Origin of the sequence: Streptomyces sp. NPDC002018 (assembly GCF_042890865.1) — a bacterium.
GTDB lineage: Bacteria > Actinomycetota > Actinomycetes > Streptomycetales > Streptomycetaceae > Streptomyces.
The window spans coordinates 69,884-86,279 of sequence record NZ_JBIASO010000012.1 but is presented as its reverse complement, the minus strand read 5'-3'; the positions used below and the strand labels follow the sequence as shown (position 1 = coordinate 86,279).

Sequence of the window (16,396 nt, the reverse complement as noted above, 5' to 3'; positions counted from 1 at the left end):
CGGTTACCCGGTCACTTTGTTACTCGGTCTTGATCGCCGTGAGCATGTCCAGCCTCGCGGCGCTGCGGGCCGGCCAGAGCGCGGCGAGCACCCCCACGACCCCGGCCAGGGCCAGGAAGATCCCGATCCGGTCCCACGGGACGACCAGCGCGTACCCCGGGATCGAGTCCTTCAGGGTCTCCCCGATCGCCCAGGCCAGGAACGAGCCGAGCACCACCCCGATCACCGCGCCGAAGACCGAGATCACCACGGCCTCCAGCCGGATCATCCGCTTGACCTTGGCCCGGTCCAGACCGATCGCCCGCAGCATGCCGATCTCCTGCTGCCGCTCGAAGACCGACATGGCCAGGGTGTTGACGACTCCGAGGACCGCGATGATCAGGGCCATGGCCAGCAGGCCGTACATGATGTTCAGCGCGGTGTTGATGAAGCCGCCGTAGGTGTTCCTGATGTCCTGCCGGTCCATGAAGGTGATGCCGGGGTTGTTGCCCAGCGCGTCCACGAGCGCCCGCTCATGGGCGGAGGTCGCGCCGCCGTCCACCGCCACCCAGACCTCGGGGATGTACGGCTTGGCCTCGTGCGGGGAGATCAGGTCCCTGGAGATCACCACCGGCGAGAGGAACTCGTTGCCCGCGTAGACGGCGCCGATCCTCAGCCGGGCGGACTCGCCGTCGTTGTACGTCACCTCGACGGTGTCGCCGGGCTTCCAGCCGTTGGACTCCGCGGTCTTGTCGGCGACCGCGATCGCGCCCTGGGCGAGGGTGCCCAGCGAGCCGGAGACGTCCTTGAAGGCGAAGAGCTTCTCGATGTCACCCGGGGTGACCGCCGAGGCCGAGCGGTACTCACCCTTGATCTTCAGCGAGGTGGCCTGCTGCGCCGAGAGCGCGCTCACCCCGGACACCTTCTCCAGCGCGGTCAGCGCCGACTCGTCCAGCGGCCCCCCGCTCGCCATGGTGACCAGGTAGTCGGCCTTGATGTTGTCCGTGGTCATCCGGTCCACGGCCTGGCCCACGGTGACGCCGATCACCGTGAGACCGGTGACGAGGGTGAGCCCGATGGCCAGCGCGGAGGCGGTGGCCCCCGTACGGCGCGGATTGCGGACCGCGTTCTGCCCGGCCAGCTTGCCCGCCACCCCGAACACCCGGAGCAGGGCGGGCCGTACGAGCGCGATGACCGGCCGCGAGAGCAGCGGGATCAGCACGATGACACCGATCATCGTCAGGAAGGCGCCCGCGCCGATCAGCAGCCGGCCGTCGTCGGCCCCGGCGGAGGCGCCCGCGACGATCACGACGGCACCGAGCAGGGTCAGCACCGCGCCGATCGAGTTCCGTACGACCAGCGACCTGGTGGTGGCCACGGCGTGCACACTGCTCATCGCCGCCACCGGCGGGATCTTCGCGGCCCTGCGGGCGGGCAGCCAGGCGGCGACCAGGGTGATCAGCACACCGACAGCGAAGGCGGCACCGACCGCGGTCGGCGAGATCACCAGCGGTCCCGCCGGCATCTTCGCGCCGAAGGCGCCCATCGCGGAACGCAGTCCGATCGCGAGACCGAGACCGAGCAGGAAGCCGACCGCCGAGGCGATGGCGCCGACGACCGCGGCCTCGGCCAGCACCGAGCGCTTGACCTGGCGGCGGGAGGCGCCGACGGCGCGCAGCAGCGCCAGTTCCCTGGTGCGCTGGGCGACCAGCATGGTGAAGGTGTTCGAGATCAGGAAGACCCCGACGAACAGGGCGATGGCGGCGAAGGCCAGCAGCATCTGGTTGAGGCTGGAGACGCTCGACTCGATGTCCGCGGCCTGCCGGTCGGCGAGCTGCTTGCCCGTCTGCGCCTCGGCGTTCTCCCCGATCAGACCCTTGACCTCGGTCAGGATCGCGTGGTCCGAGGCGCCGGGCGCCGCGGTGAGGGTGACGTCCATGAAGTAGCCGGGCTCCAGATAGAGCTTCTGGGCCACGGCGGTGTCGAAGAGCACCAGGCTGCCGCCCGCGTTGACCGCGCCGTCCTCGGTGGTGAAGACACCGGAGAGGGTGTACTCCTTCACCGGTCCGTTGGTGGCGACACGCACCCGCTCGCCGACCTGGTAACCGCCCTTGTCCGCCGAGGACTTGTCGAGGGCGATCCGGTCGTCACGGGTGGGGCCCGAGCCGTCGGTGAAGGTGTAGGCGGCGTCCTCGCCGTTCGCGCCGGGCGCGAAGTTGGAACCGGTGTTGGACCAGCCGTTGCCGATGAGCTTGCCGTCGGCGTAGGCGACCCCGGCGAAGCCGCTGACCCGGCCGGTGACGGAGGCGACACCGTCGACCGCCCCGAGCTTCTCGACGGTCTCCCGGCTCAGGCCGGGGCTCTTCCCGCCCTCGTCCTTCTCGCCGTTGTCACGGTTGTCGTGGGAGGTGACGGCGACGGCGACGTCCTTGAAGCTCTTGGCCGACTGGCCGCGGAAGGCGTTGCCGATGGTGTCGGTGAAGACCAGGGTGCCGGAGACGAAGGCGACGCCGAGCATGACGGCGAGCACGGTCATCAGCAGCCTGGCCTTGTGCGCGAGCACAGTGCGCAATGCGGTACGGAACATGGTGGAAGTCCTGGTGGAATGGGCCGGTGGAGGGAGCGTCGGCCGGGGATCTGCTCGGCGTCGGCTCGGGATCGGCTCGGGATCGGCTCAAGACGGGCTTGAGGCGGGCCCGCATCGGTCTCGGCCCGGCGGAAGCCGGGAAGAGCCGTGCGAGGAGACCGGCGGGAGCGCGGCGGGAGCGCGGCGGGGGTTCGGGAGGAACACGTTCGGGAGGAACACGTTCGGGAGGAACACGTTCGGGAGGAACACGACGGGAACGCGGGGCCGCCCGGGGACCGGCTCGGACCGGCGGGGGGTCCGCCGAGGAGCCGTCAGGGCCGGGGGCCCGGGACGCGGGGTCCGGGATTCAGCACAGTGGGACGCGGGATCCGGGACCGCAGTATCCGGGACGCGGGATCCGGGACCGCAGTATCCGGGACGCGGGATCCGGGACGCGGTATCCGGCGGGGCCGGCCCGGGGTCAGCTCGTACGGCCCTTGGCGTCGAAGGCCTTCATCCGGTCGAGTACACCGTCGGCGCTGGGGTGAAGCATCTCGTCCACGATCTGGCCGTCGGCGAGGAAGATCACACGGTCCGCGTAGGAGGCGGCCACCGGGTCGTGCGTCACCATGACGACGGTCTGCCCCAACTCGCGTACGGAGTTGCGCAGGAAGCCCAGCACCTCGGCGCCGGAGCGCGAGTCCAGGTTCCCGGTGGGCTCGTCGCCGAAGATGATCTCGGGCTGGGAGGCCAGGGCGCGGGCGACGGCCACCCGCTGCTGCTGGCCGCCGGAGAGCTGGGTGGGCCGGTGGCCGAGCCGGTCGGCCAGACCGATCATCGTGATCACCTGGTCCAGCCACCGCTTGTCGGGCTTGCGGCCCGCGATGTCCATGGGGAGCGTGATGTTCTCCAGGGCCGTCAGGGTCGGCAGCAGATTGAACGCCTGGAAGATGAAGCCGATCTTGTCCCGGCGCAACTGGGTGAGCTGCTTGTCCTTGAGCGTGGAGAGTTCGGTCTCCCCGAGCCGTACGGACCCGCCGCTGAAGCTGTCGAGACCGGCGACACAGTGCATCAGTGTGGACTTGCCGGAGCCGGAGGGCCCCATGATCGCGGTGAACTCGCCCTGGCGGAAGTCCACGGTGACCCGGTCGAGGGCGACCACCTGGGTCTCGCCCGTTCCATAGACCTTCGACAGTTCGGAGGCGCGGGCGGCCACCGCGGTGGCGCGGGGGGCGATCGGGGTGGTGGTCACGGGAGGAGTCTCCTGTCGGACGTGTGGTGGGAACGGCTCCATCCTCCGCGCCGCCCTGCCGGTGAGTCGTCCGTCCCGATGCCCGTTCCCGGGGCCCTCTTGGGTCTGACCGCCCGGCGCCGCCCTCCTCCTCCGGTATGACACCGCCCCTGAGGGGTGTCCACCCGGACGGAGCATCCTCGCGTAGTGCCGAATGAGTGACCGGGCGGCGACTTTTCGTCATTCCTGTACGCCTGGTTACGAGATGACCACCCGCGCCCGGCATGTGTGGATGGCTCGGTACGTGCCCTGACGCACCCTCAGACGTCAATAAAATAAGACAACATCGGGTTGCCGCTCGGCTGTTCGAGTGGTGTGTCCCGATAGGCTCATGTGCCAACGCGGCGTCGCGCGTGCCCGGATGGTGGAATGCAGACACGGCGAGCTTAAACCTCGCTGCCCCTCGGGGGCGTACCGGTTCAAGTCCGGTTCCGGGCACATTTCCGACCGTCCCACGGCCGCCGGAGTGTGACGCGCGGCACCCGTGTGACGTCACGATCCTGGAAAGATCCTCCCCCAGCACTAGGGCAGACGCTTTGCGTCCCTATTACTCTTGTGGCAAGGCCACGCAGGGTGGCCATGGAGGAGTGAGATGAGGAGCAGTAACCCGGTCTTCTCGCGACGGGGCTTCAGCCGCGACAACGGCCACGCGGGCTTCAACGCGGCGCCGCAGGCCGGGGGCCCCGCTGTAGGAACCAACCCGTACGCGACCAACCCGTACGCGCCCCAGCAGGGCGAGGCGTACGGCGCGGGACCGCAGGCGCCCGCGCGCACCGATGTCATGACGATCGACGATGTCGTGACCCGCACCGCCATGACGCTGGGGACGGTCATCCTCACGGCGGTTCTCTCGTGGGTCCTGCTGCCGGTCGACGAGGCCAACATCGGCAGGTCGTACGGCATCGCGATCGGCGCCGCGCTGGTGGCGCTGGTCCTGTCGCTGGTCCAGTCCTTCAAGCGCCGGCCGACGCCGGCGCTGATTCTCGCGTACGCCGCCTTCGAGGGCGTCTTCCTCGGCGTCATCAGCAGCGCGGTGAGCACCTACATCGCGCCGGGCGTGGTGATCCAGGCGGTCATGGGCACGATGGCGGTCTTCGCCGGTGTGCTGTTCGCGTACAAGATGCGCTGGATCCGTGTCACCCGCCGCTTCTACGGCTTCGTGATGGCCGCGGCCATGGGCTTCCTGCTCCTGATGGTCGCCAACATGCTGTTCAGTGTCTTCGGCGGCGGTGACGGCCTCGGCTTCCGCAGCGGCGGTCTGGGCATCATCTTCGGCATCGTCGGCATCGTTCTGGGCGCGTGCTTCCTGGCGCTCGACTTCAAGCAGGTCGAGGACGGTGTCGCGTACGGCGCCCCGCGCGAGGAGTCCTGGCTGGCGGCCTTCGGTCTCACGCTGACGCTGGTGTGGATCTACCTGGAGATGCTGCGGCTGCTGTCGATCCTCCAGGGCAACGACTGACGACAACGGTCGACGACGGCCGAGGGTGACCGTCCGACACGCCGACACGGAGGGGTCCGCGGGCTTGCCGCCCGCGGACCCCTTCTGTTGTGTCCGGCCGTGGTGTGCCGGTCCGTTGTCGTGGTGTGTGCGGCCGGTCAGAGCAGACGGCGGGCCGCCCGCCTCAGGTCGTACTCGTGGACGATCGCCTTCGCGTGTCCGTACGCGAGGTTGTGCTCGCTCCTCAGCCAGCTCACCTTTTCCTCGAAACGGATGAGGGCCGGGCCCTCCTCGACGGCGCGCAGCCAGTCGGAGATCTCACGACCGGTGCAATCAGGGATGCGGGAGAGCATGTTGCGATGGGTCTCTTCGGAGAAGACAAGGGACATCGGCGCCTCCGGACGCTCCGCGCGTACTGGTCCTTCACGCCACCGTGCCTGAGCGTTGGCCTGTTGGCAACAGTCCCGTACCCGTTGGCGGCACCCCACGGGGGGCGCGTAGGGTCACGGCGTGCTCGATACAACGCCCCTGACGGCCACCGTGGACCGCTTCGCCGACCGCCTGCGGGCCGCCCCGCGGAGCCGGCTCCAGCGCGGGGCCGCGGCCGAGGCACTGGCTCTGGCCAGGGAGCTGTCCGTACGGGCCCAGCGGCTCGACACCCCGGACGAGGAGCCGCGCGTCATGCCGGACGCGGGTGTCTTCGTCGTCGCCGACCAGCTCACGGTCGCGGCCGCCGATCTGGCCGAGGCACTGCGAACGGCCCCGTCCGTGCGCGAGCTGGACGAGGCCGTGAGATCGGTGGAGCGGGCGGTCGGCCGCGCGGCGCTGTGACGCGGGGACACGGCCTGTGGCGCGGGCCGCGGGGGCCGATGTGGCGTGCGAGGCCCGGGGACGTCCACGGGGCCGGACCGACGGCCCCGGACGGCTACAGCGAGGCGATGACGCGGTCCGCGAGGATATAGACGTGCTCGGCGCCCTCCGGGCCGGCGCCGGAGCCGCCGGAGCCCTCGGTGCCGGTGGCTCCCGCGTCGCCGGCGGCACCGCCGTACGAGAACGTCAGGGTGTACGCGCCGGAGACACCGGATCCGCCCAGCAGGAACGGGGCGTCGCCCGCGCGCAGGGCCCCGGCGAGCAGCTCGGCGGTCTCACGGTGGCCCGGGGTCATGCACAGCGTCGTACCGTCGGCGAAGACATAGACATCGAGCGTTCCCAGGGGCCCCGGCCGGACATCGGCGAGCGCCGTACGGGTCTCGGCCAGCTCTTCGAGCCGGGTGATCGTGCGCTCGTGGTCGGTGACGACGGGCGTCTGGAGCGGTACGAAATCCGGGTGCGAGGGGTGCCGGCGACGGGCCGCGGCCAGCTCCGGCGAGTCCTCGGCGTACTCCCCGGCCTCGCCCAGACCACCGGTCCCGCCCACACCGCTGACCTCACTGACCTCGCTGACCTCACTGAGGTCCGGATAGTCGGCGAAGCTGTCGAGCGCCTCCGCGGCGTCCAGGTCCAGGGACTCAAGGCCGGTGAAGTCCACCTGGCGCGGTACGTAGAACGGTCCGTCCTCGGCGCCGAACCCGGCGAGACCGCCGAGCAGCGACGGGGTGTCGGCGGCGTCCCGTGCCTCCTGGGCGGCCCAGAAGGCGCGTGCCTCGGCCAGCTCCCGCTCACGCTCCTCGGCGAGGGCCTCGGCGACGGCGGTCCTTATGGCATCCGGGTAGCCGGGCTGTGTGGCGCTCCTGGCCTGCGGTACGGCGGCGGTGACACCGCCCGGGTTCGCCGCGGCCAGCTCGCCACGCAGGGCGCTGACCTGCCTGCGCAGTCCATGAGCGGCGTGCAGAGCAGCGACGCCCACGGCCGTGGCGGCGGCTGTGGTCAGCAGCAGGGCAAAAGACATGGCGCTCACTGACTACTCCCGTTCCGATCGATACCCCCGACTTCCTACCTCAGCTTGTCGTGGGCGGGATCCAACCGGCAGTGCATTACGTCACCAAATGGACAGGTCTTTGGGCCTTAGCTTTACCCACAATGAGGCCCTGACCTGGACAAACGCGTCTCCCCCGGGACTAGGTCACATCCTGGGGGAGATTCAGTCACGACTGGGGATCGGTGGTGTTCATCCACCAGATTCCGGACGGCCCGGCTACGCTCCGCGACGGCCTTCCGCATTCCGGACGGATCACGCCCTCCGGCGGTCCCGGGGACCCGTCGGCCGCTCGCGCCGGAACGGACTTCGGGTGGCTCAGCTCAGGCGCTCGATCACCATCGCCATGCCCTGGCCGCCGCCGACGCACATGGTCTCCAGACCGAACTGCTTGTCGTGGAACTGGAGGCTGTTGATCAGTGTGCCGGTGATCCGGGCCCCGGTCATCCCGAAGGGGTGGCCGACGGCGATGGCGCCGCCGTTGACGTTCAGCTTCTCCAGCGGGATGTCCAGAGCGCGGTAGGACGGGATCACCTGGGCCGCGAAGGCCTCGTTGATCTCGGCCAGATCGATGTCGTCGATGGTCAGCCCCGCGCGCGAGAGCGCCTGGCGGGACGCCTCGACCGGGCCGTAGCCCATGATCTCCGGCGAGAGGGCGGTGACGCCGGTGGAGACGATCCGGGCCAGCGGGGTCAGCTTTAGCTCGCGCGCCTTGGTGTCGGACATGATCACGAGCGCGGCGGCGCCGTCGTTGAGCGGGCAGCAGTTGCCGGCCGTGACCAGTCCGTCGGGGCGGAAGACGGGCTTGAGGCCCTCCACGCCCTCCATCGTGACGCCGGCGCGCGGTCCGTCGTCCTTGCTGACGACCGTGCCGTCCGGGAGCGTCACGGGCGTGATCTCGCGCTCCCAGAAGCCGTTCTTGAGGGCCTCCTCGGCGAGGTTCTGGGACCGTACGCCGAACTCGTCCATCTCCCGGCGCGTGATGCCCTCGGACCGGGCCAGGTTCTCCGCGGTCTGCCCCATGGCGATGTACGCGTCGGGGAGCAGGCCGTCCTCGCGCGGGTCGTGCCAGTCCGCGCCCTCGCTCCCCGCGACGGAGGCGGTACGGGCCTCGGCGTCCGCGAAGAGCGGGTTGTGGGTGCCGGGCATCCCGTCCGAGGAGCCGTTGACCTGGCGCGAGACCATCTCGACCCCGGCCGAGACGAAGACGTCGCCCTCCCCCGCCCTGATGGCGTGCAGCGCCATCCGCGAGGTCTGGAGGGACGAGGAGCAGTAGCGGGTGACGGTGCAGCCCGGGAGGTGGTCCATGCCGAGCTGTACGGCGACGATCCGGCCCAGGTTGTGGCCCTGCTCGCCGCCGGGCAGACCGCAGCCGAGCATCAGGTCGTCGATGTCGCGCGGGTCCAGTTCGGGGATCCTGGCGAGCGCGGCCTCGATGACCGTGGCGGTCAGGTCGTCGGGCCGCAGTTCCTTGAGCGACCCCTTGAAGGCCCGGCCGATGGGGGAGCGGGCGGCAGAGACGATCACGGCTTCGGGCATCACGGCTCCAGAAGGGGAGAGGGCGGGGCTGAGGGGGAAGTTACCGGTACGTAGGGCCGGGGTCACCCGGCCGGGCGTGTGATGCGGGCCTCTTTTCCAAGCGCTTGCTCAGGCGGTGTTCCGCCCGGGCGTGGGTGGCGCGCGGACTCGTGGAACGACCCCCGGAAGCGCGGGGCGGCGGCCCGCAGGGAGGCCTTGGGGCCGGAGGGAGGCCGCGGGGCGGGGAGGGGACGGCGTGTCATACCTCCCGGGGCACCTGGCTGGGCTCGATGGGGGTCGCCTCCGTCTGGGTCGGCAGGTGACGGCGCCTGCGGTGCTTGAGCAGGGCCCAGGGGGCGCGGACCCCCGTGACCTCCGTACCCGCCCGGGACGCCGCGGCCGAGGCCGCCTTCGCCACCGGGAGCATGCCCTCGTCGCGGGCCGCGTCCGGACGGTCCGTCTCCGGCCAGAGGTCCAGCACCGCGCAGAGCGTGGGCAGCACCGCCATCGCCGCGGTCGCGTAACCCTCCGCCGAGGGGTGGTAGTTGTCCGGGCCGAACAGCTCCCGCGGGTTCGCGGCGAACTCCGGGCCCAGCAGATCGCCCAGCGAGACCGTACGGGCGCCCTGCTCGACCGCCACGATCGTCTGCGCGGCGGCGAGCTGGCGGCTCACCCGGCGGGCGAGCCAGCGCAGCGGCTGGTACACGGGCTCGATGGTGCCGAGATCCGGGCAGGTCCCGACGACCACCTCCGCCCCGGCCGTACGCAGCCGGCGGACCGCCGCGGCGAGATACCGCACGGAACGGGTGGCCGGCATCCGGTGCGTGACGTCGTTCGCGCCGACGATGATCACGCACACGTCCGGGACCCGCGCCGGGTCCGAGAGGAGCTGGGTCACCTGGCGGTCCAGATCGTCCGACTTGGCGCCCGGCAGAGCCACGTTCCGCAGCTCCACGGGCCGCTCCGCGACCGCCGCGAGCCCCGAGGCGAGCAGCGCCCCCGGGGTCTGCCCCGCCCGCCGTACGCCCTGGCCCGCCGCCGTGGAGTCGCCGAGCATGCCCATCCGCAGCGGCTCGGTGTGTCCGTACGCCAGTCCGTACCAGCCGTCCCCGCTCGGCGGAACGGGTGCCACCCCGCCGCCCACCGACCGCTTCGCGAGCTGTAGCTCCGCCAGCACCACTCCCACCCCGGCCGCCCCCAGCAGGCCGATGCTTCCGCCGCCGTACGCCGCGCCCGCGGCGATCCGCCGTGCCACCCTCGCCCTCGACACAGTCCGAGCCACCTCCCTCCAGCCGTACGCACGAGTCAGCCGTACGCATGAGTATGGGTACGTACACCAGCTAACTGCCCCGTAAGGACCGTCGCCCAATCTCGTGCGCGGGCGCATACCCTGGCCGGACCATCACGGAGACCCCGGAGACAACGGTGCAATTCCACGACTCGATGATCAGTCTGGTTGGCAATACCCCCCTGCTGAAGCTGACCAGCGTGACCGCAGGTATCCAGGCGACAGTCCTGGCCAAGGTCGAGTACTTCAACCCCGGCGGTTCGGTCAAGGACCGGATCGCCCTGCGCATGATCGAAGCGGCCGAGGAGAGTGGTGAGCTGCTGCCCGGCGGCACGATCGTCGAACCGACGAGCGGCAACACCGGCGTCGGTCTCGCCATCGTGGCCCAGCGGAAGGGCTACAAGTGCGTCTTCGTCTGCCCGGACAAGGTCTCCACGGACAAGATCAACGTGCTGCGCGCGTACGGCGCCGAGGTGGTCGTCTGCCCGACGGCGGTCGACCCCGAGCACCCCGACTCGTACTACAACGTCTCCGACCGGCTGGTGCGTGAGACGCCGGGCGCCTGGAAGCCCGACCAGTACAGCAACCCGAACAACCCGCGCTCGCACTACGAGACGACCGGTCCCGAGCTGTGGGAGCAGACGGACGGGCGGATCACCCACTTCGTCGCGGGCGTCGGCACGGGCGGCACCATCACCGGCACCGGGCGCTATCTCAAGGAGGTCAGCGAGGGCCGGGTGCGGATCGTGGGCGCCGACCCCGAGGGCTCGGTCTACTCGGGCGGCTCGGGACGGCCGTATCTGGTCGAGGGCGTCGGCGAGGACTTCTGGCCGACCGCGTACGACCGCACGGTGACGGACGAGATCGTCGCCGTCTCCGACAAGGACTCCTTCCAGATGACGCGGCGCCTGGCCAAGGAGGAGGGCCTGCTCGTCGGCGGCTCCTGCGGGATGGCGGTCGTGGCCGCGCTGAAGGTCGCCGAGGGGCTCGGACCCGACGATGTCGTGGTCGTCCTGCTGCCGGACAGCGGCCGCGGCTATCTCAGCAAGATCTTCAACGACGAGTGGATGAACGACTACGGCTTCCTGGAGCAGGGCGGCGGCGCGGTGACCGTCGGCGATGTCCTGCGGCACAAGGCGGGCGCCATCCCGACGCTCGTCCATATGCACCCCGAGGAGACGGTCGGCGAGGCGATCGAGGTGCTGCGGGAGTACGGCGTCTCGCAGATGCCGATCGTGAAGCCGGGCGCCGGTCATCCGGATGTGATGGCCGCGGAGGTCATCGGTTCCGTGGTGGAGCGGGAGCTGCTGGACGCGCTCTTCACCCAGCGGGCCTCGCTCGGCGACTCGCTGGAGAAACATATGTCGTCCCCGCTTCCCCAGGTCGGATCGGGTGAACCGGTGGCCGATCTGATGGCCGCGCTGAGCGGTTCCGACGGCGCCGACGCGGCGATCGTCCTGGTGGAGGGGAAGCCCACTGGGGTCGTGAGCAGGCAGGATCTGCTGGCGTATCTCTCCAAGGCCTGATCTCGCCGGTTGTGTGGCGGGCGGAGCAATGGGCGGTGGCGGCTCACCGCGAAAGTGGTACGAGCGCGACACGTCCACGCAGCACCCGCTTAACACGCGTCCTGCACAGTAGTGGTTGTCGGCGTCAAGGACCTCCGGAGCGGCTCCCGGACCTCCATGGACGCCAAGGACACGAACTCCGGCCCTGACCCGGACCGTGTCCCTCGCGGGGACCGCCGTCGTCCCGCCCCCCGGTTACGGGGGTGCGGCGGTCCCCGCGACTACCTCTTCGCGACTTTGCGACTACCTCTTCACGACTGTCTCTTCGCGGCTATCTCTTCCGCTTCGGCCGGTCCTGCCCTTCTCGGCGGGCCGGCCGAAGCGGCTTTCTCGGTCGTCGCTTTCTCAGTCTTCCCAGTCGGACGACCGGCGGCGCTTCCCGGGCGTCCAGAACCGGCCGCGCGAGGCATGGACCGCGTTCACCCCGAAGATGCCCAGCCAGCACACCACCAGGCCCTTGAAATCCGCGTTCACCACGGCGATGGCGGACAGCGGGATGGCGAGGATCAGGGAGACCACGCCGAACCCGAAGCGTTCGCCGAACCCCTCCACGGGGCTGGGCGTACGGGCGTCCCGGGCGGCCGCCATCTGGCGCTCGGCCAGTTCGCGCCGGACGCGGCGGTCGACCACACCGTCCAGGCGCTGCTCGACCTTCTCCAGGAACGACTCGACGAGCGCGGGCTCGTACTCCGCCCCCAGCTCGTGGCGCGCCTGAAGGGTGGCGTTGAGTTCCTTCTTCAGTTCAGGGTCGCGGGCATCCATGTCCGACACGGTACGAAGTGCCGGGCATCCGGGCCAGTGGGGCTAGCCCCCCTCTTTGCGGCCACGCCCTTCGCGCTCTTTGCGGCCACGCCCTTCGCGGCCACGCGTCACTTCTTCGTCAGGCCCTGGCCGGCGGCCCAGGCGCGCGCCACGTCGGCCGGGTCCTTCTTGTCCTTGTCGACCTGGCGGTTGAGTTCGGTGAGGGCCTCCGTCGTGAGGGTGTTGCCCACCCGGGCCAGTGCCCTGCGTACCGTCGAGTCGGCCTTGCGGTCGGCGATCAGCGGGACGATGTGCTGACCGGGGATCAGATTCCTGGGGTCGGTGAGCACCACCCAGCCCTCGGCGGCGATGTCCGTGTCCGTGGTGAAGAGGTTCGCGACGTCCACATCGCCCTTCTTCAGGGCTCCCTTGACCAGGGGCCCGGAGGAGTCGAGCGACTTGAACTCCTTGAACTCCACGCCGTACACGTCCTTGAGCCCGACGACGCCGACCACGCGCTTCTTCACCTCGGGCGCGGCGCCGATGACCAGCTTGCCGTTCTGCTTCCTGAGGTCCGCCAGCGTCGTCAGTCCGTACCGGTCGGCGGTCTCGCGCGTGACGGCGAAGGCGTCGGAGTCCTCCGCCCGGCCGTAGGGGAGGACCTGGAGGCCCGCCGGGAGCGCGATGGCGAGGGCGTTCTGCATCTCGCCCTCCTCCGACGCGGTGGCCTTGGCGTCGAGATAGTGGAGGAGCGCGCCCTGGTACTCGGGGAGCAGATCGATGTCGCCGCCCTTGAGGGCCGGGATGAGGATCTCGCGGGTGCCGAGATTGGCGCGGACGGTCGTCTTCACACCGGCCGCTTCGAGCACGGCCGCGTAGAGATGGCCGAGTATCTGGTTCTCGGTGAAGTTGGCCGTGCCGATCGTGATGCCGCCCGCGCTGGAGCCGGCCGCGCCGCCGCCTCCGCCGCCGCCCTGGCCGTCCAGGGAGGTGATGCCGCTGCTGCACGCGGCCAGTACGGGGACGGAGGCCGCGGCGAACAGACCGCCGAGCAGGGTGCGTCGGTTCATCGGTGGGCTCCCGGGTTCCGTGAGTGCGGTGACTGCGGTGACTGCGGTGAGTGCGGTGACTGCGGTGAGTGCGGTGAGTTCTGTGCGTTCTGCGCGTTGCCTGGGTTCGGTGAGGGGTCCGGCGAGGGGTCCGGCGTGTGCCGCGCGTTCATCGGACCGGGTCTCCCTGGGCCGCGGTGCGATGGCGGAACAGGACGCGCTGGAGTCCGGACAGCGCCAGATCGAGGACGACGGCGACGGCCGCCACCAGCACCGCGCCGCCCAGCACCTGGACGAGATCGCGCTGGGCCAGACCGTCGAAGACATACCGGCCCAGTCCGCCGAAGCTGACGTACGCGGCGATGGTCGCCGTCGCCACCACCTGGATCAGCGCGAGCCGCAGCCCGGTCATGATCAGCGGGAGCGCGAGCGGGACCTCGATCCGGAACAGCACCTGGTGGCCGCGCATGCCCTGGCCCCGGGCCGCGTCCTTCACCTCCGGATCGACCGCGGTCATCCCCGCGTAGGTGTTGGTCACGATGGACGGGACGGCCAGGGCGACCAGCGCCACGTACACCGGTGTCATGGAGAGCCCGCTCGCCAGGAAGACCAGTACGACCAGACCGACCGTGGGCAGGGCCCGGCCGAACGAGGCGAGGTTGATGGCGACGAACGCCCCCCGGCCCGTATGCCCGATCAGCAGGCCGAGCGGCAGCGCGATCACGGCGGCGATCAGCGTCGCCAGCAGGGAGTACTGGAGGTGCTCGGCGAGCCGGTGGCCGATGCCGTCGGCCCCTGTCCACTGCTCGCCCGAGACCAGCCAGGAGCCCAGGTTCTTGAAGAGTTCGTACATGGTGGGTGTCAGGCCCTTCCGCGTGCCGGGCGCCGCTGCCGGTGCTGACGCCGGGTCCAGGGCGTGAGGACGTACTGCACCGCCACCAGCAGGGCGTCCGCGACCAGCGCGAGCAGCAGCGTCAGCGCGACGCCCGCCACCACCGGGGTGGGGAAGTTGCGCTGGAAGCCGTCCGTGAAGAGCTGGCCGAGGCCGCCGTCACCGATATAGGTGGCGACGCTGACCAGCGAGATCGACATGACGGTCGCGATCCGTACCCCGGCCATGATCACGGGGAGCGCGAGCGGCAGCTCGACGGTGAGGAGCGTCCGCAGCGGGCGGGTGCCCATGGCGACGGCGGCCTCACGGGCCCTGGCCGGTACGGAGTCCAGCCCCTCGACGGTGTTCCGCAGCAGGACGACGAGTGTGTAGATCGTCAGACCGATGACGGTGGTGGTCCTGGTCAGCCCCGACACGGGCAGCAGCAGGACGAAGACCGCGATGGACGGGATCGTGAACAGGACGTTGGAGAGCCCGAGGAGAAAGCCGCGCAGGGCGCGGACGCGGTGGGCGAGCACCGCGAGGGGGAGGGAGATCAGCAGGCCGAGGAGTACGGCGGTGAGCGCGGCCTGGAGATGGGAGAGGGCGAGGGTGGTGAGATCGCCCGCGTGGTCGGAGATCCACGACCATTCGACGGTCATACGGATCCGCCCGGGGAGGCCGGTCCGCCCCCGGCCGGAGCCGACGCCGGCGCCGGAGCGGACTCGGACGTGGACTCTGACTCGGACGTGGAGTCTGACTCGGGCGCGGACTTGGGCCCGGTTGTGGCCTCGGGCTCGGGCTCGGCCTCGGGTGCGGGCTCGGGTATGGACGTAGAGGCGTCCGTGGACGTGGTGGTCGTGCCCGCCCGGGGCCCGGCGTCGAGAGCCGCCCGTGCCGCCTCCTGGTGTCTGCGGCCCGCGTGCTCGTGGATCGTCTCCCGCGAGGTGACGCCCTTGAGGACGCCCTCGGCGTCGACGCGGACGGTCAGGCCCGTCGGAGAGGCGATCGACTCGTTCAGCGCCGCGAGCAGCGAGTCCGTGTCCCGCAGCGGCCGTACGGGCGTCAGACGGCCCGGGGAGCCGGGACCCGGGGTGCCCGGGGTGCCCGGGGAGCTTGGGCCCGAGGTACCGGTGCCGGCGGGGCTCGCGCTCCTCTGCTCCGGGTCGAGCCAACCGAGCGGCTCGTTCCTGGCGGAGACCACCAGGCAAGGCCCCTCACCCGTACGGGGCACCGGCTCGCCCTCCCGTACCGTCGTCACCCGTCGCACCGGCACCTCCGCGAGCGTCGTCAGCGACAGCAGCTTCAGCTCGCGCTCCGCGCCGAGGAAGTCCGCGACGAAGCCGTCCGCCGGGCGCGCCAGCAGCTCCGCGGGCGCCGCGCACTGCACGAGATGCCCGCCCGTGCGGAAGACGGCGATCCGGTCGCCGAGCCGTACCGCCTCGTCGATGTCGTGCGTGACGAAGACGATGGTCTTGTTCAGATCCTTCTGGAGGCGCAGCAGCTCGTCCTGGAGCTGGGTCCGTACGACCGGGTCCACCGCGCCGAACGGCTCGTCCATCAGCAGCACCGGCGGATCGGCCGCCAGGGCCCTGGCCACCCCGACCCGCTGCTGCTGGCCGCCGGAGAGCTGGTGCGGGTAGCGCTTGCCCGCCTCCGCCGTCAGCCCCACGGTCTCCAGCAGCTCCGCCGCCCGGGTACGGGCCTTCCTGCGGCCCCAGCCCAGCAGCAGCGGCACGGTCGCGATGTTGTCGAGGACCGTACGGTGCGGGAAGAGCCCGGACTGCTGGATGACATAGCCGATACCGCGCCGCAGCTCGGCGGCGTCCTGCTCCAGGACGTCCTTGCCGCCCAGCCGGATGGTCCCCGAGGTCGGCTCGACCATCCGGTTGATCATGCGGAGCGTGGTGGTCTTGCCGCATCCGGAGGAGCCGACCAGGACGGTGATCCCGCCCTCCGGCATCTCCAGCGTGAGGTCGTGGACCGCCGTGGTGCCGTTGGGGAAGCGTTTGTTCACCGCGTCGAATCTGATCATCAGTCGTCCCTTGCCCGGCCTGCATATAGTCATGCAGAGTTCTTGGTGGCTGAATAGATTGTCAATGCCCTGACGTAAATCACTGGTTACGGATGGTCGCGGGGTGAGACGTAACGTCCGGAATGGAGGCGTTCGCGCAT

At 70.5% G+C, this 16,396-nt stretch carries 14 protein-coding genes and 1 tRNA gene; 4 read left to right on the top strand and 11 right to left on the bottom strand.

Annotation, left to right across the window (positions count from 1 at the left end; genetic code table 11):
* Nucleotides 1–19 precede the first annotated feature (19 nt).
* Complete coding sequence (locus ACFYYH_RS21030; RefSeq protein WP_388553056.1) at nucleotides 20–2,566, bottom strand: ABC transporter permease; 2,547 nt, start codon at nucleotides 2,564–2,566, stop codon at nucleotides 20–22.
* A gap of 460 nt (nucleotides 2,567–3,026) precedes the next feature.
* Nucleotides 3,027–3,797, bottom strand: a complete 771-nt coding sequence (locus ACFYYH_RS21025) for an ABC transporter ATP-binding protein (protein WP_388553053.1) — start codon at nucleotides 3,795–3,797, stop codon at nucleotides 3,027–3,029.
* Between the two features lie 394 nt (nucleotides 3,798–4,191).
* On the opposite strand from ACFYYH_RS21025, the gene ACFYYH_RS21020 reads away from it, so the two are divergent.
* Both ACFYYH_RS21020 and ACFYYH_RS21015 read left to right on the top strand, forming a co-directional pair.
* Nucleotides 4,192–4,274 (top strand) — tRNA-Leu (locus ACFYYH_RS21020).
* Between the two features lie 154 nt (nucleotides 4,275–4,428).
* A complete protein-coding gene (locus ACFYYH_RS21015; protein WP_388553050.1) occupies nucleotides 4,429–5,295 on the top strand; it encodes a Bax inhibitor-1/YccA family protein in 867 nt (288 codons plus the stop codon).
* Nucleotides 5,296–5,432: 137 nt separating this feature from the next.
* Here ACFYYH_RS21015 and ACFYYH_RS21010 read toward each other — a convergent pair whose 3' ends face one another.
* Nucleotides 5,433–5,663 carry a DUF4287 domain-containing protein gene (locus ACFYYH_RS21010; RefSeq protein WP_388553047.1) on the bottom strand — a complete coding sequence of 77 codons (231 nt, stop codon included), beginning with the start codon at nucleotides 5,661–5,663 and terminating at the stop codon, nucleotides 5,433–5,435.
* Between the two features lie 121 nt (nucleotides 5,664–5,784).
* Between ACFYYH_RS21010 and ACFYYH_RS21005 the strand changes: the two genes are divergently transcribed.
* Nucleotides 5,785–6,105: a hypothetical protein gene (locus ACFYYH_RS21005; RefSeq protein ID WP_388553044.1), complete on the top strand. Its 321-nt coding sequence runs from the start codon at nucleotides 5,785–5,787 to the stop codon at nucleotides 6,103–6,105.
* 94 nt (nucleotides 6,106–6,199) lie between these two features.
* On the opposite strand, the gene ACFYYH_RS21000 is transcribed toward ACFYYH_RS21005, so the two are convergent.
* The 3 genes from ACFYYH_RS21000 to ACFYYH_RS20990 all read right to left on the bottom strand — a co-directional run bounded on the left by ACFYYH_RS21000 (nucleotide 6,200) and on the right by ACFYYH_RS20990 (nucleotide 9,962).
* Entirely contained in the window at nucleotides 6,200–7,162 is a 963-nt protein-coding gene (locus ACFYYH_RS21000; RefSeq protein WP_388553448.1) for a hypothetical protein, read from the bottom strand.
* Between the two features lie 345 nt (nucleotides 7,163–7,507).
* Nucleotides 7,508–8,728: an acetyl-CoA C-acetyltransferase gene (locus tag ACFYYH_RS20995; protein ID WP_388553042.1), complete on the bottom strand. Its 1,221-nt coding sequence runs from the start codon at nucleotides 8,726–8,728 to the stop codon at nucleotides 7,508–7,510.
* 238 nt (nucleotides 8,729–8,966) lie between these two features.
* On the bottom strand, nucleotides 8,967–9,962 hold the full coding sequence (locus tag ACFYYH_RS20990) for an SGNH/GDSL hydrolase family protein (RefSeq protein WP_388553445.1): 996 nt from the start codon (nucleotides 9,960–9,962) through the stop codon (nucleotides 8,967–8,969).
* Nucleotides 9,963–10,132: 170 nt separating this feature from the next.
* On the opposite strand from ACFYYH_RS20990, the gene ACFYYH_RS20985 reads away from it, so the two are divergent.
* Nucleotides 10,133–11,521 carry a cystathionine beta-synthase gene (locus ACFYYH_RS20985; RefSeq protein WP_388553039.1) on the top strand — a complete coding sequence of 463 codons (1,389 nt, stop codon included), beginning with the start codon at nucleotides 10,133–10,135 and terminating at the stop codon, nucleotides 11,519–11,521.
* A gap of 384 nt (nucleotides 11,522–11,905) precedes the next feature.
* On the opposite strand, the gene ACFYYH_RS20980 is transcribed toward ACFYYH_RS20985, so the two are convergent.
* The 5 genes from ACFYYH_RS20980 to ACFYYH_RS20960 all read right to left on the bottom strand — a co-directional run bounded on the left by ACFYYH_RS20980 (nucleotide 11,906) and on the right by ACFYYH_RS20960 (nucleotide 16,256).
* Nucleotides 11,906–12,322: a hypothetical protein gene (locus tag ACFYYH_RS20980; protein ID WP_388553036.1), complete on the bottom strand. Its 417-nt coding sequence runs from the start codon at nucleotides 12,320–12,322 to the stop codon at nucleotides 11,906–11,908.
* A gap of 107 nt (nucleotides 12,323–12,429) precedes the next feature.
* Nucleotides 12,430–13,371 carry an ABC transporter substrate-binding protein gene (locus tag ACFYYH_RS20975; RefSeq protein WP_388553033.1) on the bottom strand — a complete coding sequence of 314 codons (942 nt, stop codon included), beginning with the start codon at nucleotides 13,369–13,371 and terminating at the stop codon, nucleotides 12,430–12,432.
* 148 nt (nucleotides 13,372–13,519) lie between these two features.
* A complete protein-coding gene (locus ACFYYH_RS20970) occupies nucleotides 13,520–14,203 on the bottom strand; it encodes an ABC transporter permease (protein ID WP_388553030.1) in 684 nt (227 codons plus the stop codon).
* A gap of 8 nt (nucleotides 14,204–14,211) precedes the next feature.
* Complete coding sequence (locus tag ACFYYH_RS20965) at nucleotides 14,212–14,883, bottom strand: ABC transporter permease (RefSeq protein ID WP_388553027.1); 672 nt, start codon at nucleotides 14,881–14,883, stop codon at nucleotides 14,212–14,214.
* Entirely contained in the window at nucleotides 14,880–16,256 is a 1,377-nt protein-coding gene (locus ACFYYH_RS20960; RefSeq protein ID WP_388553025.1) for an ABC transporter ATP-binding protein, read from the bottom strand. The genes ACFYYH_RS20965 and ACFYYH_RS20960 overlap by 4 nt, the downstream gene beginning before the upstream one ends.
* Nucleotides 16,257–16,396 lie beyond the last annotated feature (140 nt).